This is a genomic window from Vibrio neonatus, from assembly GCF_024346975.1.
In the GTDB taxonomy this organism is placed as follows: domain Bacteria; phylum Pseudomonadota; class Gammaproteobacteria; order Enterobacterales; family Vibrionaceae; genus Vibrio; species Vibrio neonatus.
Genome location: NZ_AP024885.1, coordinates 1,409,709 through 1,434,448, shown reverse-complemented (window position 1 = coordinate 1,434,448; position 24,740 = coordinate 1,409,709). Strand labels below are relative to the sequence as shown.

The 24,740-nt window shown below is 43.6% G+C and carries 20 protein-coding genes; 13 read left to right on the top strand and 7 right to left on the bottom strand.

The window, feature by feature from the left end:
- Nucleotide 1: 1 nt before the first annotated feature.
- Nucleotides 2-475 carry a DUF2947 domain-containing protein gene (locus tag OCU38_RS06635; RefSeq protein ID WP_261822452.1) on the top strand — a complete coding sequence of 158 codons (474 nt, stop codon included), beginning with the start codon at nucleotides 2-4 and terminating at the stop codon, nucleotides 473-475.
- Between the two features lie 108 nt (nucleotides 476-583).
- Here OCU38_RS06635 and msrB read toward each other — a convergent pair whose 3' ends face one another.
- A complete protein-coding gene (msrB, locus tag OCU38_RS06630) occupies nucleotides 584-1,735 on the bottom strand; it encodes a peptide-methionine (R)-S-oxide reductase MsrB (protein ID WP_261822451.1) in 1,152 nt (383 codons plus the stop codon).
- Nucleotides 1,736-2,013: 278 nt separating this feature from the next.
- Between msrB and nadS the strand changes: the two genes are divergently transcribed.
- On the top strand, nucleotides 2,014-2,298 hold the full coding sequence (gene nadS / locus OCU38_RS06625) for a NadS family protein (RefSeq protein WP_021712916.1): 285 nt from the start codon (nucleotides 2,014-2,016) through the stop codon (nucleotides 2,296-2,298).
- 102 nt (nucleotides 2,299-2,400) lie between these two features.
- On the opposite strand, the gene OCU38_RS06620 is transcribed toward nadS, so the two are convergent.
- The 3 genes from OCU38_RS06620 to OCU38_RS06610 all read right to left on the bottom strand — a co-directional run bounded on the left by OCU38_RS06620 (nucleotide 2,401) and on the right by OCU38_RS06610 (nucleotide 7,817).
- Entirely contained in the window at nucleotides 2,401-5,271 is a 2,871-nt protein-coding gene (locus OCU38_RS06620; RefSeq protein WP_261822450.1) for an Hsp70 family protein, read from the bottom strand.
- A 69-nt stretch (nucleotides 5,272-5,340) separates the two neighbouring features.
- The gene (locus OCU38_RS06615; RefSeq protein WP_261822449.1) at nucleotides 5,341-7,185 is read right to left on the bottom strand and encodes an Hsp70 family protein; all 1,845 of its coding nucleotides are present in this window, start codon (nucleotides 7,183-7,185) and stop codon (nucleotides 5,341-5,343) included.
- On the bottom strand, nucleotides 7,185-7,817 hold the full coding sequence (locus OCU38_RS06610; RefSeq protein WP_021712919.1) for a DUF2760 domain-containing protein: 633 nt from the start codon (nucleotides 7,815-7,817) through the stop codon (nucleotides 7,185-7,187). The genes OCU38_RS06615 and OCU38_RS06610 overlap by 1 nt, the downstream gene beginning before the upstream one ends.
- A 151-nt stretch (nucleotides 7,818-7,968) precedes the next feature.
- Here OCU38_RS06610 and OCU38_RS06605 point away from each other — a divergent pair, with 151 nt between their 5' ends.
- Nucleotides 7,969-8,499, top strand: coding sequence for a 3'-5' exonuclease (locus OCU38_RS06605; RefSeq protein WP_261822448.1), 531 nt, complete (start codon nucleotides 7,969-7,971; stop codon nucleotides 8,497-8,499).
- 37 nt (nucleotides 8,500-8,536) lie between these two features.
- Here OCU38_RS06605 and OCU38_RS06600 read toward each other — a convergent pair whose 3' ends face one another.
- Nucleotides 8,537-8,986 carry a tellurite resistance TerB family protein gene (locus OCU38_RS06600; RefSeq protein WP_023403118.1) on the bottom strand — a complete coding sequence of 150 codons (450 nt, stop codon included), beginning with the start codon at nucleotides 8,984-8,986 and terminating at the stop codon, nucleotides 8,537-8,539.
- A gap of 138 nt (nucleotides 8,987-9,124) precedes the next feature.
- On the opposite strand from OCU38_RS06600, the gene OCU38_RS06595 reads away from it, so the two are divergent.
- The 6 genes from OCU38_RS06595 (at nucleotide 9,125) to OCU38_RS06570 (ending at nucleotide 18,532) form a co-directional block, all read left to right on the top strand.
- Entirely contained in the window at nucleotides 9,125-9,814 is a 690-nt protein-coding gene (locus tag OCU38_RS06595; RefSeq protein WP_261824248.1) for a sulfite exporter TauE/SafE family protein, read from the top strand.
- 161 nt (nucleotides 9,815-9,975) lie between these two features.
- Nucleotides 9,976-11,307, top strand: a complete 1,332-nt coding sequence (locus tag OCU38_RS06590; protein ID WP_390625256.1) for a MipA/OmpV family protein — start codon at nucleotides 9,976-9,978, stop codon at nucleotides 11,305-11,307.
- A gap of 112 nt (nucleotides 11,308-11,419) precedes the next feature.
- Entirely contained in the window at nucleotides 11,420-15,325 is a 3,906-nt protein-coding gene (hrpA, locus tag OCU38_RS06585) for an ATP-dependent RNA helicase HrpA (protein ID WP_261822446.1), read from the top strand.
- Nucleotides 15,326-15,399: 74 nt separating this feature from the next.
- On the top strand, nucleotides 15,400-15,888 hold the full coding sequence (locus OCU38_RS06580; RefSeq protein ID WP_023403114.1) for an outer membrane beta-barrel protein: 489 nt from the start codon (nucleotides 15,400-15,402) through the stop codon (nucleotides 15,886-15,888).
- Between the two features lie 291 nt (nucleotides 15,889-16,179).
- Complete coding sequence (locus OCU38_RS06575; protein ID WP_261822445.1) at nucleotides 16,180-17,025, top strand: GGDEF domain-containing protein; 846 nt, start codon at nucleotides 16,180-16,182, stop codon at nucleotides 17,023-17,025.
- Nucleotides 17,026-17,230: 205 nt separating this feature from the next.
- Nucleotides 17,231-18,532: a hypothetical protein gene (locus OCU38_RS06570; RefSeq protein ID WP_261822444.1), complete on the top strand. Its 1,302-nt coding sequence runs from the start codon at nucleotides 17,231-17,233 to the stop codon at nucleotides 18,530-18,532.
- A gap of 104 nt (nucleotides 18,533-18,636) precedes the next feature.
- Here the strand turns inward: OCU38_RS06570 and OCU38_RS06565 are convergent, their stop codons facing one another.
- Complete coding sequence (locus tag OCU38_RS06565) at nucleotides 18,637-20,118, bottom strand: carboxypeptidase M32 (protein ID WP_261822443.1); 1,482 nt, start codon at nucleotides 20,116-20,118, stop codon at nucleotides 18,637-18,639.
- Nucleotides 20,119-20,199: 81 nt separating this feature from the next.
- On the opposite strand from OCU38_RS06565, the gene OCU38_RS06560 reads away from it, so the two are divergent.
- Complete coding sequence (locus OCU38_RS06560) at nucleotides 20,200-20,829, top strand: LysE family translocator (protein WP_261822442.1); 630 nt, start codon at nucleotides 20,200-20,202, stop codon at nucleotides 20,827-20,829.
- A gap of 28 nt (nucleotides 20,830-20,857) precedes the next feature.
- Here OCU38_RS06560 and OCU38_RS06555 read toward each other — a convergent pair whose 3' ends face one another.
- Entirely contained in the window at nucleotides 20,858-21,385 is a 528-nt protein-coding gene (locus OCU38_RS06555) for a cobalamin adenosyltransferase (protein ID WP_261822441.1), read from the bottom strand.
- 236 nt (nucleotides 21,386-21,621) lie between these two features.
- On the opposite strand from OCU38_RS06555, the gene OCU38_RS06550 reads away from it, so the two are divergent.
- Genes OCU38_RS06550 through OCU38_RS06540 form a run of 3 tightly spaced genes read left to right on the top strand, consistent with a single transcriptional unit; the run spans nucleotide 21,622 to nucleotide 24,358 of the window.
- Nucleotides 21,622-22,533, top strand: coding sequence for an ABC transporter substrate-binding protein (locus OCU38_RS06550; RefSeq protein WP_261822440.1), 912 nt, complete (start codon nucleotides 21,622-21,624; stop codon nucleotides 22,531-22,533).
- Nucleotides 22,530-23,579 carry a FecCD family ABC transporter permease gene (locus OCU38_RS06545; RefSeq protein WP_261822439.1) on the top strand — a complete coding sequence of 350 codons (1,050 nt, stop codon included), beginning with the start codon at nucleotides 22,530-22,532 and terminating at the stop codon, nucleotides 23,577-23,579. Before OCU38_RS06550 ends, OCU38_RS06545 begins: the two co-directional genes overlap by 4 nt.
- On the top strand, nucleotides 23,576-24,358 hold the full coding sequence (locus OCU38_RS06540; RefSeq protein WP_261822438.1) for an ABC transporter ATP-binding protein: 783 nt from the start codon (nucleotides 23,576-23,578) through the stop codon (nucleotides 24,356-24,358). The genes OCU38_RS06545 and OCU38_RS06540 overlap by 4 nt, the downstream gene beginning before the upstream one ends.
- The last annotated feature ends 382 nt before the right edge of the window (nucleotides 24,359-24,740 follow it).

Below are 24,740 nucleotides of genomic sequence, written 5' to 3'. Positions count from 1 at the left end.
TATGGATTATATATCTTTAGACGACTATTCACGTAAGTGGATCTTTACCCATCAATCAATGCCGATTCCTGAGCAGGACTTAGCGGCAATTAAACCAATGACACAAGCCAAAAGCTCGGTGTTTTGGAAAGACAATATCAGCAAACAAAGCCCAGATGCGGAGCGTATGAGCAGCCAAGATTGGGCTACGTCCGATCAAAATTGGCTTGATTCAGTGAATTGGATGAGTAATTGGGAGTCAGACGATCAAGGCTTGCCCGATGAAATCTTTAAGCATATTGATTGGCAAGATGATGTGACTGTGTATTTTTGTTATGAAAAGTACAACGTGATTCAAACCACTTGGTCAATCTTTAAAGCGCACTGGAAAAACTTCCTATTCTTTGATGACGGCCCAATCTTAGTGGCTCGTCGTCGCAAACAAGCCTTGTGGTTTACCTCCGACGGCCAAGTGAAACTAGGTAATCGTCCTTAAGCCATATGCCTTGCTAGAAAAGCGAATACTCATTGTATAAAGCATCACAATGAGTATTCTGTTACAGGAAACATCGTTTCTGGTTTAACTTAAATCACTTCAATCCGATTAAAACAGCGATAGATATTGCTCATACCCCATAGCCGCTAACTGCTCTTTAGGGATGAACTTCAGTGATGCTGAGTTAATGCAGTATCTTAGCCCCGTTGGCTCGGGTCCATCTTCAAATACATGCCCCAAATGAGAGTCTGCAAAACGACTTCTTAGCTCAACTCGCGTATAAAAAAGCTTATTGTCTTTGTGCTCAGTAATAAACTGCTTGTCGATTGGCTTGGTAAAGCTTGGCCAACCGGTACCAGATTTGTATTTATCCGTTGAACTAAACAAAGGTTCACCAGAGACAATATCTACGTAAATGCCGGCTCGTTTATTATCCCAATACTCATTTTGGAAAGGGCGCTCAGTGCCTTCTTGTTGAGTGACATAATATTGCATTTCTGTAAGCATCTGCTTAATTTTAGCGTCGCTGGGTTTACTGTAAGTCTTAGTGCTCGACATACTGCTCGACATTTTCCCTGCATGGCTATTGGCTTCAATCATAGCGATGAGAGTCATGTTTTTCTTTTGTCGATCTTTACCAAAAATAGAATCTAAATAGCGATCGCGCCCTGAACCGTGACGGTAGTATTTATAGCGAATCGGATTCTTTTTGTAATAATCTTGATGATACTCTTCTGCTTTCCAAAACGTGGTGTATTGAATAAGCTCGGTCTTGATTGGCTTTTTATAGATGCCTAAAGCGTCCACATCGTGGATAAACTGAGTTGCGATATCGAATTGCTGCTTATTGTGATAAAAAATAGCAGGTCGATAATGAGCGCCTCGGTCTACAAATGAACCTTTATCATCGGTAGGGTCCATATGACGAAACAACTGGTCGAGTACCTGTACGTAGCTGACTTTATCTGCATCATACTTCACTTGTATAGCTTCAATATGCCCAGTTTTACCTGCCGCTACTTGCTTGTAAGTCGGGTTTTTCTCTGTGCCACCGGCATAGCCCGACACCACATCGATAACGCCCGGCAGTTTTTCTAAATCAGCTTCAGTACACCAAAAACAACCACCGGCTAAGGTTGCGGTTTTAACGTTGCTAGCATCAGTCATTTTTTGATCATCAGCCACTGACGGCGCCGAAATCATCCAAACCAAAGGTAGCGCCAGTGCCACCCCAAGAAGAGCAGTAGAGAGCCGTTTCATATGAGACCTCGTTGTTTCATTGACAGTTTCTAATAGGACAGAGGCAACTGAGAAAAACTTTCAAGTTTAAGGATAATTATTGTTCAATTTTGATGGTTTACCATGTATTTGCAGGTATTTATAAGGTAACGAGAGCATCTTTATAATGGTAAATGTAAGGTGCAAAATTTGTCACAGGTAATCCAATGGATTATAGTTTATTGATTACGATGTTGTAGAGTTGTCAGAATAAAAATGCAACGTCTTGGTGAGTTTATCGGGCACTATAGGAGACAAGTATGACTAGCGCATTTGAAAGTATTCAACAAGGTCTGCTAGAGGCGGTTGAATTTGCTGAAGGTAAGACAAAAGGGGCAACCGTTCATCAATTTGATGCAGTGGATGTGAAAGCGCTTCGTCATAATGTGGCAATGACACAAGCAGAATTTGCATCTACGTTTGGTATTAGTCTGGGCACATTACGCCATTGGGAGCGCGGTGATAGAACGCCAAGAGGTCCGGCGTTGGTGCTATTGAATGTACTTGCCAAAGATCCACAAGCGGTGATTCGTGCTTTGGCGTAACAGTTTTGATTTACGCCTTGTTATTACTCCCAACTATCTATCACATTTGATACCGAAAACGATATCAAATGCAAAATAGAAGGGAGCATTTTAGCTGATTGGCTATTCGTCTTTCTGTTCTTCTTTAAGCAACTGCAATCCAGCGGGTAGGGTATCACCGAAGGCTTTTTGTGCTTCTTCTTGATCAAACGATTCTTCACTATTGAGCAGATGTAGCCAAGTTTGCGGCACTTTGCTGGAGGTGATTTTGTCGATGACTTGCGCGCGATACTCTTCTGAAATATCTAAGGTTCTATCACCGGTTTTACAAGACATCATTACCGCAGCGAAAGCGGCCATTTTTTGCTTGTTCCAATCCAGATCTAATAAGGTTTTTAGCCAACCTTGAACGTCTGTAACAGGAATAACGTTGTGCTGACTGCCATACAGTGGCCTGCGGTTAGCCAGTCTTGCCAGTGCCCACCAGTGCGCATCACGATAGCTATCCATATTGCAGGCTTTGCTGATAAACCAGTTAGCTAACAAGGTTTTATCGTCAAAGTGCAGTCGCTCAAGGGACGCAGACAAACGCACCATAGCTTCATAACCTTGCTCATGGGCTAACTTGGCGGACTGCGGATTTTTTAATGCGCCAGGGTGTAAGTATTTTGCAATATCGGCAAGGATAGTTTCTTGCTGTTCTTGATTTAAACCGCCACTGACACGACGCCAGAATATCCACCAATCACTCCATCCTTGTTGGTTTTTAAACTGTATGCTTTGTTGATACAAAGGCCACACTTGTTCCATGCGCCATGAATCCACGGGATCGCCAAAGCCCGGTCTTAGGCTATAGCCTGCAAGGCGTAGCCAGTTTTTCTCGTGCGGCTCAGAGCGGCGACGGCGTTTTTTACCTAAGGCAAACGCATCGAAAATATGGCGTGACGTGGTCACGTCCCAGGCATCTCGTTTTCCTAAGTTGCGCTCCAATTGCTTGGCGAGCATCTTGATTTCTTTAACGTCGGTTTGCTTCTTACTGCCACTGTAGAGCTTGGAAATTAGCTCTTTTGATTGCTGTAAGTTAGTGGGAATTTCTTGCTCTTGCACCGCTTTTTGATTACGCACTTCAAACTCAACTTGCCAGCGAGACGTGTCATCGTTGATGTCCACACATTCTAGTTGCAGTGTGCCAACTTCGGTCAGTTTACTACTAAGTTGCACTTCCACGCGGCGTTTCTGGTTGGCTGATAGCGTTTCACTATCTTCAACTTTGCCGCTGTCTAGCGATGCCACATACGGCGGCAAGGCTTGCATCACATCGCTATCAACGGCATGCAAGGTGCCGTTGTTAGGAATAGAGCCATCATTGAGTGCATCAATGGTGGTGGTTAATAGGTTAAATCGCACCGGTTGATCTAAGGTCAGGGCGAAGCGTCGTCCGGTAAGGCGAACTTCGGTGCCTTCTTCTGCGCCTTTGCCCAATAAACATAAGGCTTGGCTTTTGTTTTTACTTGGCAGATGCAAGAAGTAAGAGCGCGGACTGCCGCCTCCAATTTTTAGCTGTGCGCCACGTCTGGCTTTGCTGTACGCCACTGCGCCGTAGGCAACTGCATAATCTGGATGCGGGTTGTCCAATAGGGTGATGGCATCGCCTCGCCAATGCTCTAGCACAGTTTGCATGCGCGCTTTAATCAGTGGGCTGTTAAATGCGCCGCCATTGACCAATAAAGCCACTGGAATGGCTTTTTCGTTACTTTGAGATGAACTTTGGACTGAACGTTGGGAAGAGTTGTTGGCAGTATTTAAAGCATCATGACAGGCCGCTTGGTGCTGATTTAAAAACTGCGCCACATGTTTGGTGATGGCTGGGTCTGAAACATAAGGCAGGCCAAATTCGACCACAGCGCTACGTTTATGATTCGGTAACTGGTCAAATTCAATGTCTGGGAAAAAGCCTTCTAAGCCCAACTCTTGAACTTCTTGCTTGCTCAGAGCCACACTTCGTGCGCCGCCAATAAGACGTGAACCGCCGCCAAGTAAGGTTACTTTGCCTTCTTCGGGCGCATTTACGCCAAGCAAAGTTTCTTTCACGCGGCGCGTTTGCGAAATCAGTTTACCCAAAGCTTGCGCTTTCATTGGGGTTTTATTGTTTAGCTTTTGCTCACTAATATGCGCAAGGGCTAAATCAATATTGTCACCCCCGAGCATTAAATGCTCACCCACACCAATGCGGCTAAGGCTTAGCTGATTATCGGTGTAGTTGGCTTTGATTAAACTGAGGTCGGTTGTACCGCCACCCACATCACAAATTAAGATCAGCGGAATGTCGGATAAATCTGGGTTTTGTTGCTGCTCAAAGCGCGCGTACCAGTCATAACAGGCCGCTTGTGGTTCTTCGAGCAGTAATACTGAATCTAATCCAGCAAGGCGCGCCGCTTTTAAGGTGAGGTTGCGCGCGGTTTCGTCAAAAGAGGCAGGAACGGTAATCACCACTTCTTGCTCTTCGAGACGGTTAATTGGGTTTTGATGATTCCAAGCCAGACGAATATGGTTTAAGTAACTGGCACTGGCAATGACCGGTGAGACTTTATCAACGTCATCGGCGCCTGCCCAAGGCAGAATGTCAGATTCTCTATCCACATTGCTGTGTGACAGCCAACTTTTGGCACTGGATACTTGGCGGCCTTCGACTTGCGAGCCAAGCTCACGTGCCCACTCACCAATAATCACTTGCTCAATGTCACCGTCTACGCTGTGTTGCTCCCAAGGCAGTTGCAGTGACTCACTGGAAAACTGTTGCTTGGTGGCGTGAAAACGAAAAGAGGGCAGCTGCGGCCTTTTTGCCACTTCACCTTGTCCAACTAACTGCGGTATTTCAAACAGTTGTAACGGCGACTCTTTAAGAGGTTCGTTGTTTTCACAAAAGGCGACAACGGTATTGGTTGTGCCTAAATCGATGCCAACTAGAAAGCGAGATTTTTTTGACGATGCCATAGTGTTAACTCAGAGCAGAATAGAAAAAAACAGCACTGAGACCTCAGTGCTGTGATTGAACATTATAGATTAATGCGAGTGATTGTCGTCCCTTACACTAAATTCAACGTGCCACTTTTGACCGTTATCTTGCGCGATGGCTTCAAGATATAAGGTGCCAAGCTCGGTGACTCTGGCAGCGAGTTTGACCGCTACCACTTCACCCACTTGACGGCCTTCTTGGGCATCTAACGTGACTTGAATTTCTGGTAACTCTTCTAGCTCACCGTCTTGCCAGTAATCTAAATGTGTACCAGCGCCATCTTCACGTCGCGTGGTTGAACCGTAAAATTGGAAGTGCACCGGCTGACCAATCACCAAACCAAACTCTTGGCTTGGTACGTCAACCGCTGAGCCTTCTTCCATGCCAAATGGGGCAACGCAGAGTGCTTCCATTGGCGGCGCCATACCAGGGATTGCAGGCATTGCACTTTCAATGCCCACATAGTAGCTAGAAGCGATACCACCGCGAATACGCACGCCTTTACCTTGACGCACTTGACCATAGTAAGCCGCGCCTGAAGAGACTGCTAAATCAAGATCGGAACCGAGCAGTTGTTTAGCTTTTGGCGAATCACTATCGCTAAGCCATAGGTTGATGACTTCAAACAAACGCTCAGAAAGAGTGTTGGCTTTTAATACGCCACCGTTAAATAAGATAGCGGTCGGTTTTACAAAATCGGGTTTGCTGTTATCGAACATACCGCCAAACATGTCAGCAGTAGATTGCGCTTGTTTACTCAAAAATGCTGCGATATGGCGCGTAATGCCGGCATCTTGGGCATAAGGTAGGCCCATTTGGGTGAGTGCGCCGCGACGAGCTTGTTTTGGATGCTCGTCGATATCAACGATAGGGAAGAAACCATCGACTAAGGTTTGCTGCACTTCTTCAGAAGTTAACTCAGTTTTTAGCGTGCTTCCCATTAATTTAGAGCCACGACTCGGAATCACAATCGGTACTGATTGCAGTTCTTTGTCGTTAAGCAGCGCTTCTTTAGCATCGCGACAAGCGTGTACGATGGACTGAATTTGCCAAGGCTGTAGATCTTTTCCGTCTTGCGCCATCTTCATTTTGATGCGATAGGCCAAGGCAAGATCCATGTTGTCACCGCCAAGTAGGATATGTTCACCTACGGCAACACGCTCTAGAGTCAGATTGCCGTCTTCTTCGGTAACAGAAACCAAAGACAAATCGGTTGTGCCGCCCCCCACATCGACCACTAGCACCACATCACCGACACTGAGTTGGTTACGCCAATCGTCACCGGTTTTCTCGACCCAGTTGTACAGCGCCGCTTGCGGCTCTTCTAAAAGAGTTAAGTGGTGTAAATTGATATTGCGCGCCGCTTCTGCGGTAAGATCGCGCGCCGCAGGATCAAATGATGCAGGCACTGTGATAGTGACGTCTTGTTCTTGCAATGGATGCTCAGGGTGAGCGTGATTCCACGCTTGCATTAAATGTTCTAGGTAAAGCTCGGTTGCGCGAAGCGGAGAGATTTTTGTGATCTCTTCTGGGCTACCGGCTGGCAAGAAAGCTTCGCGGCGGTTAACGCCGGCATGGCACAGCCACGACTTAGCACTTGCCACCAAACGAATAGGGGTTTTGCTACCCAGTTTTCTAGCAACAGAACCCACCAGCGCTTCCGGTGAATCCGTCCAAGGCAGAGTGCGAGAGCCTGCGCCCATTTCGTGTTCACTTGGCTGATAGATAAATGAGCCAAGTTGGTTTTGACTTTCAACTTGACCGGGTGCGCTTAGCTGCGCAATTGGCATGACCGCAACTTTTGCATCTTCGTCATGCTTATCAACAAAAGAGAGTACGCTGTGCGTGGTACCAAGGTCGATACCAACGATATATTTTGCTGACTCATTCATTAAAGCTCAACCTCGGCTGGCGCAATGATTGCGGCGTTGTAGTTTTCAGACAGTTTTGGCAGTTCAATGTTATCGGCTTTCCAACCTTTATGGATAAGCGTGCCAGTAAATGGCGCTTTACCTGTGACATTGCCAATCAAACGAATTTCTTGAGCATCAAAACCTTCAGCGACAGAGACTGTGGTTTCTTCTGTTTCGCTACGCACTGGAGAGAGTGTGACGTAGTCTTTTAATACTTTTTGACCGCCGCTATGGATAACGCGAGCCGCTGCGCCCACTTCATCATCAGCAAACGATGAGATATCTTCTTTAAGGAAATCAATTAAACGTGCTTCTTGTTGTAAAAGTGAAAGCAGTTGTAATGCGGAATCAGTAGAGGCTGTTTTAAGCTTAGATTCTACTTCAACAACACGTTCTACCACTTTTTCTACTTCAACAATCTTCTCAACTTCAACGATTTTCTCAACGGGCACTTCAACTTCAACACGTTTCTCAACGGGTTTTTCTATAATCTTTTCAATGGTTTTTGGCTTACGAGCAATAGCAACGGCCAGTAGGACGACACTAGAGGCAGCCAAACCTGCGTGAAGCATATCAAACGTGGTCGGTAACACGGATAGGTCGATGATCATGATTAGAGTCTCATTGGATATTTTATAATTGCTCTAAATGTGTGGGTTCTTGAGCAGAAATTCAAGTACTTAAATGAATTTACTTATAGTTTGCATGTGTCTATATAAGGTAGACTTACCCGCAATGTTGACCATTAATGAACAGGATTGAATGAACTATAATCGAGTTGTTTGCTTTGATTTAGAAATGTGTTGCTGGAATGAAAACGGAAAGGGAACAACGGGTGAAATCATAGAGATTGGCTTAGCTGAAATCGATCTGTGTAAGCAAGAAATCGTTAAGCGCGCCCAATACTATGTAAAGCCTGAACATGATGAAATTTCGCCATTCTGCACCGAATTAACGGGCATTTCTGCAAGAAAAATAGAAAAGCAAGGCAGACCGCTAGAAGCGGTAATGAAATCAATGATAAAAAACTTCGGCGGTGCGAATAAAATTTACGCAAGCTGGGGTAGGGATGACACCATCTTTCGCAATGAATGCCTAGAAAAAGGCATTGATTTTCCGTTCGTCGAATTTGTGAATTTGGCGACGCTCTATCGAATACAGCATCGCTTGAAAGATAAACGCATTGGTCATAGAGCGGCGCAAGATGCGGTGAATATCGAATGGGAAGGTCGGCAACATTCTGGGTATACCGACGCTTACAATTTGGCAAAACTTGCTCTGACTATGTTGTGAATTTTGATTTGTGATTTTAGAGTAACGACTCTTATCTCTACATCGATTGTTGAACGTCCAGTTTGGCTTTCACAAAGTCTTTGTGATCAACATAGATAAGCTCAGCGGCTTTACGTATAACCGACTCTTCTATTGGGTCAAGCTCACCATCAGCATAAGCGACAGTCCACATGGCTTTAATCAGTTGATTGCGCTTCTCTCTTGGTAAGTCTCTTAATTGCGATGTGAAATCGTAAAGAGAGACAGATTGTTCGGCTTGTTGACGAGCGTTAGCAAGCAGTTCGGTCGCTTCTTCTTCGGTAATTTCTAGCAATTTGTGCAGCATGGTTTGCTCTGCTAATAACTCTTCTGGCGTTTGTTCGTGATCGGCTGCGGTGACTTCACAAAGTAGCGCTGCGATAGCTAGTTTGGGTTGGTGTTTTGCGTGATGCGCAAGGTCATTACCGTCTAATAATTCTTTAAACAGTGATTGAATTTTATTAAACATGCATGTGTCCTTAATTCTGTGATCTATGTTCATTATATGCAGTATTAAGGCCGATGAAGTCAATAATCAATTTTGCAAAACTACTTTGGAGTAAAAATGCCTGAACTAGGTGTCTTTGAAAGTTCGACCCTATTAGCCATGCTCTTGATCTTTATGGGCTCTTTTGTGCAAACAACCATAGGTTTCGGTTTGGCAATTGTCTCTGCGCCCTTGTTGTTTCATATATCGCACGAGTATATCCCAGGGCCTATCTCTTTGGTGGGGCTGTTTATCTCCCTAATTACCGCCTTTAAATATCGAAAAAATATCGGTATCGGCGGCTTAAAACTGGCGCTCTATGGCCGCGTTCCGGGGTCAATTGTTGGCGGGGGAATATTACTATATGTCTCCGCTAGTATGCTCTCTATTGGTTTAGGTGCATTTGTATTGCTTGCGGTGTTAGTCAGTGCATTACCGTTTCGCATTGCGCCTACGCCCAAACGCATGTTAGTTGCCGGTTTCTTGTCTGGCTTTATGGGGACGAGCTCAGGCATCGGTGGGCCGCCAATGGCTTTGCTACTGCAACACCAAGAGGCAAATAATCTGCGCGGCAATCTGTCGGCATTTTTTGTGTTTAGTGCGGTGATATCGTTAACGGTGTTAGCGGTTGTGGGACGTTTTACCTTAATGCATGTTTGGTTAACTTTACCCCTGATCCCGGCGGCTTTTCTCGGGTATTGGGTGGCGATGCGTACGGTTGATTACGTATCAAAAGAGTGGATGCGAAGAATATCATTAGTATTGTGTTTAGTAAGTGGTAGCTATGCTATTTGGCAGGGTTTGAGTTAGCGTCAAAAAATCATGGTAATTTTTACACGTTTTGTAGATGTAACTCTATAATTAATAGTGATTTTTTAAATTATTGTTATTTGTATAGAAAGGACTCTATGAATACAGTCAAACCGGCGCTGATTAGTGCATCTATGTTCGTTGGATTATTGCCAAATGTGATGGCAGAAGAGAATACAACGACACAACCGTTAGAAGCGTCTCAATCTTCTATCACTGAATTAAGCGATTCCGAGCGTCATCCAGAGCAAACTTGGGGTTTGGCAGGTGTGGTGCGCTCAGCGTCTATTCCTTATGTAAACGATCTCGACCTTGAAGATTCCGAGCGCGTTAGCACCTTTATCCCAATGCTTTATTTTGAAAATGAGTACGTCTATGTGAAGGGATTGACCATGGGGGCGTATCTATATAATCCAAAGCAAAATAGTTCAGAGCAAAGCTCTTGGAATGTATCTGTGCTGGGGCGTATTCGCTTTGTCGATATTCCAGCCGAAATTCAAAATAAATACGGCGCAGATACCCTAGATTTGGGTTTGCGAGCTGAGTATCAGTTTAACGAACAGTGGTTTGCTTATACCGAAGCTATGTCTGATACCGACGGTTATTGGTATACCACGCTCGGCGCGGAGGCGAACTATAAATTCGGTGACCTAACACTTGAGCCTCACGCTTCATTACGTTTTAAAAGCAGTGATTTCAACACCTACTATTATGCGTTAAATACCCAAGATATTGATGCGGGTGTCGACACCTTTGTTGGGGTGAGAGGTTATTATCATGTGGTGTCGAATCTTTACTTATTAGGCGCAGTTAACGCGCAGATTTTAGATAGTAATGCGCGCAGTACCTCACTCATTGATGAACAGATACAGACTGAATATTATTTGGGCATTGGCTTTTTCAATGATCCAGACAAAGAGCGCAAGTCGCACTTATCCAATAAACCGTATTTAAGAATTGCCCATGGTTGGGGGACGCCTTCTAACCTAGGGGATATCATCAGTGGGGATATTGAAGACGATCCTTACAACAGTCAGTTGACCAGCATCTTCTATGGTTATCCCTTAACTGATAGCTTGTTTGGTTTACCTTTAGATATCTATTTGACTCCCGGTTTTGCTTGGCACTGGAGCAATGCAGACCAAGCATCGAGTCAAGAATATGTCTTAGCTATTAAAGCGTATTACACCTTTACTTGGCCATTTGATTGGCGCTTTGGCGTGGCGGAAGGGATGTCCTATACCTCTAAAATCAATTCACTTGAACAAAATGAATTTGATGACAAAGGCTATGAGCCAAATAACTTCCTCAATTATTTAGACTTTTCCTTGGATGCGAATTTAGGATCGCTCTTTAACGTACGCTCTATGGATAACGTTTGGCTTGGGTACTCCATACATCACCGTTCCGCGATTTTTGAAAAATCTTCTCAATATGGGCGTATAAAAGGCGGCAGTAATTATAACTCCGTATACCTGCAGTTCGATTTTTAATCGTTCTACAGTCAGAATTAAAGCGTAGGTTAAATGGCCTACGCTTTTTTTATGCTTGTTGTGATACAATTTACTCAGTTCTACCTTTCACAGTTATCAGTTCGGAATTGTTTTGACCCAATCTCATCCTCAAAAACAGACAAACACAGCTTCTTCTTTAAAATCAGCACTAAAAGAGTGCATGATTAAGGATCGCTTCCGCCTCTCTAAACGCATTCAAGGTGCCAGTCGCATTAAAAAAGAGAGCGCGAAGAACGCCGTATTCGACGAAATAGCCCTAGACATTGCCCAGTCAATGATGACTGTGCAGGCGCGTCAAACGAATACGCCAACCATCGAATACCCAGAAATTTTACCTGTCAGCCAAATGCGTGATGATATCGCCGATGCGATAACCGACAACCAAGTGGTGATTATTGCCGGTGAAACAGGCTCTGGTAAGACAACGCAGATCCCGAAAATTTGTGCTGAATTAGGCCGTGGTAAAACAGGCTTGATTGGTCACACACAGCCAAGACGATTAGCGGCGCGTTCTGTTGCGTCACGTATTGCAGAAGAGATGGAAACCCAATTGGGTGAGTTTGTCGGGTATAAGGTTCGTTTTAACGACAAAATCTCTGAAAACACGCAAATTAAACTGATGACTGACGGTATCTTGTTGGCTGAGATCCAGCATGACCGTTATCTAAACCAGTACGACACTATTATTATCGATGAGGCGCATGAACGCAGCCTCAATATTGACTTTATTTTGGGTTACTTACGCAATATTTTGCCAAAACGCCCTGATTTAAAAGTCATTATTACCTCGGCAACGATTGATCCAGAACGCTTTTCTAAACACTTTAACAATGCACCAATTATCGAAGTATCAGGCCGTACTTATCCGGTAGATACGCGCTATCGTCCACTTTCAGGTGACGATGATGACGATCACGACCAAATGGAAGGTATTTTCCAAGCCGTAGATGAGCTATGTGATGAAGGGCTAGGGGATATCCTTATCTTCATGAATGGTGAGCGCGAAATTCGTGATACTGCTGATGCACTTTCTAAGCGTAATTTAAGAGGCACTGAGATTGTTCCTTTGTACGCGCGATTGTCATCATCGGAACAAAACCGCATCTTTCAGTCGCACACTGGACGTCGCATAGTACTGGCCACCAACGTAGCTGAAACGTCACTGACTGTGCCGGGGATTCGTTATGTTATCGATCCGGGTACGGCGCGTATTAGCCGCTATTCGTACCGCACTAAGGTGCAACGCCTGCCTATTGAGCCTGTTTCGCAAGCCAGCGCCAATCAGCGTAAAGGTCGTTGTGGTCGTGTGGCAGAAGGTATCTGTATTCGATTGTATTCAGAAGAGGATTTCTTATCCCGCCCTGAATTTACTGACCCTGAGATTTTAAGAACCAACTTAGCGTCGGTTATTTTGCAAATGACCGCCTTGGGGCTGGGTGATATCGAAGCATTCCCATTTGTAGAAAAACCCGATCGTCGCAACATTCAAGATGGCGTGCGTCTATTAGAAGAGCTTGGCGCAATTAATGCCAACGCCAAAGATGCGCGTAAACGCCTTACTGATATTGGGCGCAAACTCTCAAGATTGCCGATCGACCCACGCCTAGGTCGAATGGTGATTGAAGCGCCTCGTTTGGGCTGTGCTAAAGAGGTGATGATCATTGCATCAGCCTTATCTATTCAAGACCCAAGAGAGCGTCCAAGTGATAAACAGCAAGCATCGGATGAAAAACATCGTAGATTCTTTGATAAAGACTCAGATTTTATCAGTTTTGTAAACTTGTGGGATTACATCAAAACTCAGCAAAGTGAGCTCTCAAGTAACCAGTTTCGACGCCAATGTAAGCAAGATTACCTAAACTACTTACGAGTCCGTGAGTGGCAAGATTTGTATTTCCAACTCAGCCAGTCTTTGCGTGAGCTGAATATTCAAGTCAACCAAAACCCAGCCAATTACGAAGCGGTGCACTGCGCACTGCTTAGTGGCATGTTGTCGCACATTGGTATGAAAGACCAAGAGAAGAATGAATATCAAGGTGCGCGAAACGCACGTTTTCATATCTTCCCAGCATCTGGTTTATTTAAGAAGCAACCTAAATGGGTGATGACCGCCGAGCTGGTGGAAACATCACGTCTTTGGGGGCGCATCGTGGCAAAAATCCAACCAGAATGGATTGAGCCTCTGGCTAAGCATCTGATTAAACGTTCGTACAGCGAACCGCACTGGTCGAAGAAACAAGCCGCTGTGCAAGCGCATGAGAAAGTGACGTTATACGGCATCCCAATCATTCCCAAACGTACTGTTAATTATGGGCTAATAGAGCCTGTGTTGTGTCGCGAAATCTTTATTCGCTCAGCGATGGTAGAGGGCGATTGGGAAACCAAACACACTTTCTTTAAGCAAAACCGTAAATTATTGCTAGAAGTGGAAGAGCTTGAGCACAAGTCTCGTCGCCGTGACATTTTGGTGGACGACGACGAATTGTTTGATTTTTACGATCAGCGAGTCTCAACTGAAGCGATTTCTGGTCGTCACTTTGACTCATGGTGGAATAAACAGCGCAAAGGCTCTCCTGAGTTACTCAACTTTGAAAAAGAGATGCTGTTTAGAGGCGATGCTTCGCATGTCACAGAGTTGGATTATCCTAACTTTTGGCACCAAAATGGCGTCAAACTTAAGCTAAGCTACCAATTTGAACCTGGTGATGATAGTGACGGTGTCACAGTGCACATTCCATTACCCGTGTTAAACCAAATCCAACCACAACGTTTTGATTGGCAAATACCGGGGTTGCGTCATGAGTTGGTGGTGGCGTTAATTAAATCACTACCTAAAACATTGCGTCGAAACTTTGTGCCTGCGCCAAACTACGCCGATGCTTTCTTGTCTAGAGTGACGCCGTTAGAAGCGCCGCTACTGGATAGTTTAGAAAAAGAGCTTCGCCGCATGACGGGCGTAGAAGTGGTGCGTGATGATTGGAAGCTAGAGCAAATCCCTGATCATTTAAAAGTAACGTTCCGCGCAGTGGATCATCGCAATCGTAAACTCAAAGAACATGCTGATCTGTATGAGCTTAAAGACAGCCTAAAAGAGAAGGTTCAGCAAACCTTATCTAAAGTTGCTGATGACGATATTGAACAAAAAGATCTGCATACGTGGAGCTTTGGTGAAATCCCGAAAGTGTACGAGCAAAAGCGCGGCGGCTATCAAGTCAAAGCCTATCCTGCTATTGTGGATGCTAAGCAAAGCGTTGAGATAAAACTGTTTGAAACTGAGTTTGAACAGCAGCAAGCAATGCGCGCCGGTCAGCGCCGTTTGGTTTTGCTGAATGTGCCGTCGCCGATTAAGTATCTGCATCAGAACTTGCCGAATAAATCTAAACTTGGCTTGTACTTTAACCCTTATGGAAAAGTGCTTGATCTGATTGATGATTGTATTGCTTGTGGTGTCGACAAACTCATCGAAGAGCAGGGCGGTCTAGTATGGCAGCCTGAGAAATTTGAAGCGTTGAAAGAGCATGTACGCGCCGAATTGGGTGATACTGTGGTGCATATTGCGCAGCAAGTGGAGACGATTCTGACCACAGCTTTTAACATCAACAAGAAGCTTAAAGGCCGCGTTGATTTAAGCATGGCGTTTGCCCTTTCTGATATTAAGGCGCAAGTTGAAGGCTTGATATATAAAGGCTTTGCCACCGATTGCGGTTGGAAGAAATTGCCAGATATCCTACGCTATATGAAAGCAATCGAAAGACGCATGGAAAAACTGCCGATTGATCCCAATCGCGACCGATTGCAACTGTTAAAAATCGAAACAGTAGCGCGTGAATATCAAGAATTGAAAAACAAAATCCCGAAAGGTACGGTAGTGCCAGATTCGGTTAAAGAAATTCACTGGATGTTGCAGGAGCTTAGAGTGAGCTTTTTTGCGCAGCAATTGGGTACACCTTATCCAATTTCGGATAAACGTATTCGTAATGCGATTGAAAATGTGTAAATCTTTACTGCGAATATCCAATTTGTGATACATAATAATATGATTCAAAAGCACTAACAAAACAGGAAGTTAGAATGAAGTACGGTAAATATGCTCTTGCGATAGCCTTAATGGGCGTTTCTTCAATGGCAGCAGCAGATTCTTGGTTGTATGCAGGTGGCTCTGTAGGTCAGTCTTCTTTTAAAAGCGATAAAACCTCTACCTTTGGTTTCCATGTAGGTACAGGTATTTTACCAATTATCGGCGTAGAAGCAGGTTACTGGAAACTGGGTTCATTTGATGTAGGCCCTGAAACATACGATTTCCAATCGTTTTACGCAGGCATTAAACCAAGCATTGATTTAGGCCCAGTACACCTATATGGACGTTTAGGTGCTCACCGTTACGACTTGAGCGGCAAAGCAGGCGCACAAGACGATGATGGTTACGATTTGATGTACGGTGTGGGTGTTGAATACTTTGTTATCGACATGATTTCAGTAGGTGCGGGTTACCAAAACTTTGAAGTCAGTGGCGGCAACGTGGATTCTTACACGCTCAACGCAACATTCCACTTCTTATAAACACATAAGTTTGGTTTGAATGTAAAATGCTCCTAACTTGAACTGGGGCATTTTTTTTCGCCAGTTATTTGTGAATCAATGACGAAACTTACTTGCTCATAATCCCTTGTACTTTAAGAAATATCCTCTTTTTCAACGATGTTTACTTCTATAACGTGTCTTTTCGCCTAAGTTTTCCCATAAGCCTCTGGTATTCGTCGTCGTATGCGCTAATGTTAATTACGTATAGTTAATTATTCACTTCCGCAATTATCTTGCGCCTTTCTTGAACATTAGGAGAAGATATCTGGGATGAACAGCCTTTTTATTGGACTTAGCGTTCTGCTTCCTACGCTTCTATTTGCTTGCTTTGATGTCATTAATACCACCGATTTTATATTGGAAGCGATAGCCTTCATTTTGCTTTGTGGCATTTTTGTATATGGACATCGAACATTAGATATTACGGTCAATATTGGCTTAATTGCGCTGATCACGTGTGAATTTTTTGAATGCCTTGAAGCTATCGGTGAATTCCAATGGTTTTTTCAAAACAATGTGATGTTTGATGTGGTGGTTAGCGATATCTTATCGATTGCTGGCCTAATGCTTATCGCATTTGGCATCCACAAAATGTTTCGATATCAACGCAGAGTTGCAGAGATTGAGCCTTTGACCAACCTTTTCAACAAGCGCGCAATCGAAGGCCTGTCGAAAAAAGAGTTAGACAGAGCTAAGCGTTCTAAAAACAGCACCTCATTAATTCTTATTGATCTCGACCATTTTAAAATGGTCAATGATACTTATGGCCACCAAGTGGGTGATGAGGTGCTTATTGGCGTCGCCAAGCACTTAAGTCACCTAATACGTCGCTATGATTTATTAGGCCGTTGGGGAGGGGACGAGTTTATTATTTTATGCCCAAACACCAATAAAACAGAAGCCAACGAAGTCATGACAAGGCTACACAAACCACTCTCAATCGCCACGGCGCAAACCACAATCGACATCACTTTCAGCATCGGAAGCACTACCGTCGATCCAAAAACCAACATGAATTTTAATGCGCTGTTCGTCCAAGCAGATAAAGCCTTATACGCAGTAAAGAAAAATGGCAGGAACAATCTGTGTCATTTTGATTCGTTGTGTTCTTCTTAATGAGAACAATTTCAAGCATTCGTTACTTAGAGGGTTTTGGTCGGAAACTAGCGCCGATTAGTTTGTTTTCAATGCATAATCCATACCTTCCCTATTGATCGTTTCCGCAATCTTATATGTCCTAGTGTGTGCTACTAACAGCAAGGTTTAACAAATAAAATATGGAAACTAAGGTTGTATCCGAAAGAAATCGGAAGGAATAACAATGAAAATATTAAAAAAATATCCGCTTTTAGCGGGAAGTTTGCTTTTGACTACACTAATACTGTCTGGTTGTGGTGGCGGTGGTAGTGATTCGGGTCCCAAAACAACTGAACTGACCCTTGATATCCAGAATGCAGATAAATTACACAATGTTTTAGTTGAAACGCTAAGTCTTTATTCTGAGGTTAATAGTGATTACGGGCAGGTGTTAGATTCGTGGAATGATGGTTATGTAAAAGGGTATTTTTATACTGATACAGGTTCCGCAACATGGAACTATAATGATCAAGCTGGAATTCTTAATATTAAATACCAAAATGCGAAGTTAACAGGTACTAATGTTGAACTAAATGGGAATATTAACGATACAGCAGGTGATAACTACATTTTAACTGCTAATTTAAAAGCTCATTATTTGTCTAGCGGTAAAACAGTGCAAAGTAATTACCAAAGTTCAAATTCATCGGATTTTACTGCAACTCTAACATCATCTACTAATGGTTCATATAAAGTCATAGCAACTGACTTTGACCAACTTTATAAAGGTGAGGCGCACGCAATTATTATTGGCAAGGATAATCGTAAATGGGAATTGAAGTTCTATCCAAAAGTCTTGACCGTTATTGAGCCTGATAGTAATAGTTACAATGTAAATATGGATACTGGTACCGTTACAGAAAATACAGCATTTACTGGCCTAGGTCAGGGTAGTATGAGCTCATTTATCAATGATACAGATGTTAGTACGGTAGCAAGACTCGTTGATAACGGGTTTACAGCAATAACATCTGTAGTTAAGACTTTTAACCACGAATACTACTTATCAGATGGATTTTGTAGCGATGGTGGTTCTTATACTAATATTGGGGATAGTACATTTAAGGTGGGATATTGCAATCAGAACGGAATTTCTTTAAAAGGAATGTTTAAAGATGGGATTGGTAATGAATACTTAAATCTTGACTTAGATATACGCAATGTTAATACAGGTGAAGATGGTCATCTTACTGCAAGTACTATAGAACTCAAAACATCAACATATGATTCACATTATAACGATGTCGATGAGATTAAATTTGTTGGACAGTACTCTGATACACAAAGCAACAATCAATATGTTGTACTTAAAAGCTCTGATATCTATTTCGATGATCAAAGCTTTGGTTTAGATTATCCAATAAGCGGTAAAATCTTAGTCAGTACCGGAGGGAAAACTTGGACTGCTGACTTGCATGGTTCTACGTTCGATCTAACCTCACCAAACGGAACAACCACTCAACATACTCTGAGTTTAATGGATTAATAGAAACTAACCTCAATCAGGATAAAAAGAGTTGGGGTTATAGTTGTTGAAAAGTATTAAGGCCTGATTACGATAGCATATAGTAATCAGGCCTTTTGCTTATGTTATAAGTAGCGGTTCATTAAGTGCTGTTTAAAGTGTTCAGCATTTAACGTTTCGCCAGTGGCTTGTTTCACCAATTCATCAGTGGTCAACAAGCTACCTTTGCTCCAGATATTGCTAGATAGCCAATCAAAGATAGGTGTCAGTTCGCCTGAACGTAGCACCGCATCTACATCGACGGTTTTCTTCATAGCAGCCATAAATTGCGCTGCGTACATAGCACCTAATGTGTAGCTAGGGAAATAGCCGAAGCTTCCATCTGTCCAGTGAATATCTTGCATACAGCCATTTTTGAAATTACCTGCGGTCGATAGACCAAGGTAAGATTGCATTTTGCTGTCCCAAAGCTCTGGCACGTCTTGGTATGAAATGTTGCCATTGATGAGATCGCGTTCAATTTCAAAGCGTAGGATAACGTGCGCAGGGTAGGTGAGTTCATCGGCATCGACACGGATGAAGTCTTTCTTCACGCGGGTATACAGCTTGTTTAGGTTCGATGATTCAAACAATTGTGCATCGTGTTCTGGGAAGTGTTTTGCCGAAGATTGACTAAGATGGTGAATAAACGGCGCACTTCGTCCCATTTGCATTTCAAAAAATAGTGATTGAGATTCGTGGATACCCATAGAGCGAGCTGTGCCACTTGGGTTTCCAGCAAGGGCTTTTGGCAATCCTTGTTCGTAACGAGCGTGCCCTGTTTCATGGACGATACCCATCAGTGATTGCATAAATTCGTTCTCGTCGTAACGAGTAGTCAGTCTTACGTCGGTTGGCACGCCGCCACAAAATGGATGCACGCTTTCATCAAGTCGACCGTGGGTGAAATCAAATTGCAGTAGCTTCATGATTTCAAGGCCAAGCGCTTTTTGTTTGCTGGTATCAAAGGTGCCACTAGGAAGAATGATGCTCTCTTTACTTTGCTTTTCAATGACTTGGTCGATTAGATTTGGTAGCCACTGTTTTACGTTATCAAAGGTGTGTGTAAGAGCTTCACTGCTTGTACCCGGTTCATAGATACCTAGCATGGCATCGTATGGGCTCAGACCTGTGGCTTGAGCGCGTATCTGCGCCTCTTCTTGAGACAGAGCGACCACGGGTTGCCAGTTTTTAGCAAAACCTTGCCAGTCATTGTTGGTTCTTTGGGTGCGCCAAGCATGTTCACATTTTGAACCAGCTAAAGAGCTTGCTTCGACTAGCTCTTTTGGAATGATGTTCGACATCTGCCAATTACGTTTCATTTCGCGAAGCTGCGCAACTTCATCTACAGATAAGCTTTCATCGCTAGCTTTATCAAACCATTCTGCTAGTTGTGGCTGGGTTTTTAAGCTGTGTACGTGCACTGACAGTTCAGCCATGGCGCGAGAGCGCGCCTCATTTCCGCCGCTAGGCATCATAGCAGCAGCATCCCAACCGCAGATCGCGTGCAGGTGAGCAAAGTTATCTATTGTTTGAAAATGGTCCTTGAGTGATTTAAATGCAGACATATCTCTTCCTTAACCGTATTGAATTGGTTTAGACTATCAAACTTCCCGCGTTACACCTAGTAAGCAACATTAGAAAATTCAATGCAGATTAACGACTTATACACCTTCATCGCCGCCATGACTCTTTTGACCATCACTCCAGGTCTGGACACTGTTCTGGTTATTCGCAACACCAGCCGTGGAGGAAAAGGAGATGGTTATGCAACCAGTTTGGGTATCTGTCTTGGGCTCTATGTGCATGCCACTTGGTCAGCCATTGGCGTGGCGGCCATCATTAGCCAAAGCCCTGAGCTATTTAATGGCATTAAACTCATCGGCGCGGCCTATCTTATTTGGTTAGGTGTTTCTGGCGTTCGCTCGTTAAAAGGCGGAGTAGGGCTTATTGACGTTCAGGCGGATGGCTCTCAAGTTTCGGTGTTCACTTCCATTCGTCAGGGCTTTTTATCGAACGTACTGAATCCGAAAACCGCGGTATTTTATCTGGCGTTTTTGCCTCAATTTATCGATGCGACGGGCAATCTATGGCTACAGTCGATTTTTCTCGCATCAATTCACTTCGTATTGGCAATGGTTTGGCAGTGCGGTTTGGCGACTATGCTAGATAAAGCTAAGCTGTGGTTATCGAGCGGTAAAGTAAATTATCGCTTACAGATGTGCAGCAGCTTAGTCTTGATCGCGCTTGGCGCATTATTGGTTTTTGAGTGTTTGTGATTTAAAGCGTTAGCTTATATCGAGCTAACTAGGCTTTGGCTTTGTAGTTGATGCTGGTGTATTCCGGCTCTTCAATACCCATTTCTTGGTTGAGTACGCGAGTTAGCGCGAAGTAGTAATTGACTAATAGGTTGGCAAATCTTGGTAGCGTTTCAGGTACTTTTTTGCCTGCTTTCTCTACCAATACTAACTGTCGAACCACTTTTTTAGACAGGCTGCGACATTGGTGTAGTTGAATCACCGGGCCTGTACCTCTTGGCAATACAAATCGCTTGTTGTCATCACTGACACTGTCTTTAAAGGCGTGGTATTCGGCGGCCAATGATTCAATATCACTTTCAAATATGCCATTTTTTCCGCGAATTGAACCATTAAGATGGAAGATTTTTGGCTGTAATTGTTCTAAAGATTGGCGCACTTTTGGGTTATCGATATTGGTTAGCGCCAGACCTGTAATGGTACACAGTTCATCGGTAAGGATTTCAAAGTCGCATAATGGGCTGTCTTCAAAAATAAATGGGTAGGCCAGTTCGTCAATATTACCGCTGAATTTCATGATGTTTCCTTTTAAAATGCATTTATTCATAAAAACAAGCTAGGTTTCAATGCGTTACAAGGTAAACATTGCTACTCTATGTGCTTATGTAGTATCTAATCATTGTTACTTGATAAAATCACGATATTCTTTAGTTAAATTTGTGCATTTCAGTATCATTGAACCTTCAAACTCATTGCCTGCATCCTTCATTTTGATGAGTTTGAGCATTAAAAAAGTATAAAAGGGAAAATTAAATGGGAAGTTTTATGCGCGGTTTTGCTGTGCTTGTTTATCTTTATTCTGCTGTTGCATGGGCTCAATATCCAATCACAGTGACAGATGCTAGCGGTAAAAGCCTAACCCTTGATAAAGCACCTCAAAAAATATCTTCCAAATCTCTATTTAGTGATGAAGTGTTGTTAGATATGATTCCTACACAACGCTTTAGTTCAGTTACCGATCTGGTCGATGATGAACACTTTTCAATTATTGCCGGCAAAGTGCCCGCGTCTGTGCCGCGTTTAGGGTTAAACGTAGAGCAAATTTTAGCAAATCGCCCAGACTTGGTATTTGCCGCCACTTGGAGTGATGCAGGACGTATCCATCAACTGCGCTCTGCGGGTATAAAGGTCTTTATTTTACCTGTACCTAGCACTTTGGTTGAAATTGAAGATTTAATAAAACTCATCGGCAAGATAGTTGGTGAAGACAACAAAGCCAAAACCATAGTCGTGGATATGGAGCGTAAACTAGAAGAAGGTCTTGTTTACACCAGTCATAAATATAAAGTGCTTGATTACAACAATTGGGGTACTTCAAGTACTCGTCATTCTACTTGGCAGCTGATTGTTAATCAGGCGGGTTTTGCCAATGTTGTGGCCGATCTTGATGCGGATAAATACGGTCAAACGCCTATGTCTAAAGAACTTATTGTTGCCCTTGATCCTGAAGTGTTGTTTGTTCCTAGTGTGGTGAAAACCGATAAAGCAGGCAGTACTGATTTAATGCACCAAGTGTTAACCGACCCTGCGTTAAGAAACGTGCAAGCGGTTAAGTTAGGCAATGTTTATCCTATTCCTCAGTATTTACGCGGAACCTATAGCCAACATATTGTAGAGACTATTTTGTTTGTGAATAGGGCGGTTTTAGGTACTCCCGCTCCATGATTGCAGATTCAAGCTATGTGAAATTTCGTTGGTATGCGTTTGCAGGAAGTATCGCGCTTGTTATTTCAATATGGGCGGCGCTGGCTTTAGGTGCAGTTAATTTGTCTGTGGTGGACATGCTTTCCTACCTAAAGCTGTTGGTCACGCAAGGTTCGCAAAGCGCGGCTTCAGAGTATCCTTTAATTTCTGCCATCGTTGTGCATATTCGTTTGCCACGAGTGATTGCCGCTATTGCTGCAGGTAGCGCCTTAGCCATTGCGGGTGCGTGTACACAAGGGCTGTTTCGCAATCCACTAGCAAGCCCGGATGTGCTTGGGGTAAGTGCCGGAAGTAGCTTTGGCGCGGTTATCGCAATCAGCAGCGGACTTTCTCTGGCGCACCCGTTATGGACGCCAATCATTGCTTGTGTCGGGGCATTAATTTGCGCCATGTTTGTGTTTATTTTGGCGCGCAATTCCGGTAGCGGACAAACCCTGTATTTGATTTTAGCGGGTCTCGCCTTATCTTCTTTGTTAGGCGGGGCTACCTTAGGGGTACTATTATTTGCCCGTCAGTATGAGGTAAGCCAATTTGTTTTTTGGACCATGGGTGGCTTGGAAGGTCGCATATGGGAACAAATTATCTGGCCATTGCCGGTTATTGTGCTGGCTTCTCTCTGGCTGTTACGACGCGCACAATGGCTGAACATTTTGTCCATTGGTGATGAAGCGGCGCATGGGTTAGGGATGAACGTCGGGCGATGTCGTTTTAGCTTGTTGCTATGTGCATCACTGCTTACCGCCATGTCGATCGCGATTGCAGGCCCCATTGGTTTTATCGGTTTAATGGTGCCACATTTGGTGCGTATGTTAACTGGTGCCAATCACATTAGTTTATTACCGCTTTCGGCGCTGTTTGGCGCAATATTCCTGCTAATTTGCGATCTTATTGGACGTTACATCATTGCGCCGTATGAGATCAAAGCAGGTATTATTACCGCGATACTTGGCGGAATATATTTCCTTTGGTTAGTGGTTCGCGTACAAAAACAAGGGAGACTGCTATGAATGAGTGTCCGGTAAAAGTGGCTGAATTAAGTGTTTCTTTTAATGGAACGGCGGTCTTGCAGAACGTTAGCTTCGAGTTAGGTAAGGGCTCATTAGTGGGCATTATTGGCCCCAATGGCGCAGGTAAATCTAGCGTGCTAAAACACATCAGCGGTTATATGACGCCAACCGAAGGGCGAGTTTGCTTGTTTGGTGAACCTGTAATGGAATTGGCCGCCGATCAGCGCGCCGCACTATTAAGCTACCTGCCACAGATCAATCGAGTCGAGTTTCCTTATAAAGTCAGTGAGTTAATTGCGTTAGGCTTAGTGAACAATCATGCGTTAGATAAAGCGCAAAAGAAAAGCCAAATTAAAAAGGTACTAAAGCGACTTAACATAGATCGCCTTGAAGAAAGAAGCGTAGATGAACTTTCTGGCGGCGAGCAACAACTGGTGCACCTTGCACGAATCTTGTTGCAAGATGCGCCTGTTATTTTGTTAGATGAACCCAGTGCTAGCTTAGATATTGGTCATGAAGGACAATTGATGAATATTCTATACAGCTTGGCACAAGAGGGCAAAACGGTGCTTGTGGCACTACATAACCTAAATACAGCAGCAGAGTTTTGCGACCGTTTGTTGCTTATGCACCATGGAAAGTTAATAGCCGATGGCGTGCCAAGTTCGATATTGACCCAACAGCAAATCCAACAGATTTATCCTTATGAAGTTAAGGTTTCTATCAACTCTAGTACCGGAAACCCCAATATATTGGCGGTGAAGCGGGATTCTTATTAATATCCGTAGTGCTCGTTAATCTATCATTGTGCTAGGTCAATCTGCCTAATTACAAGTGGTTCATGGCAGTTATGATTGATAGAGAACAGCTATAATCAAAATGAATTCGTACTAATTGCTCCAGTTTGTTTTGATGCTCTAATGCAAAGGGCTAAAGCTCGTTTAAGCAAACTTGATCGTTAAACTATTGTAGAATATCAAAGGTCGCCAGTTACAATACGCTTAGAATCCTTCTAATATAGTTTGAAGTTTATTTCCAATCATCCCAACTTCAAATATCTATTTTACGCTAAGAAATGTAACCATGTGTTGTTCATACTCGCCTCGATATTTAGTTGTTTGAGCATACTAATTATGATTCTGACTTGAAGTTAACTTACTA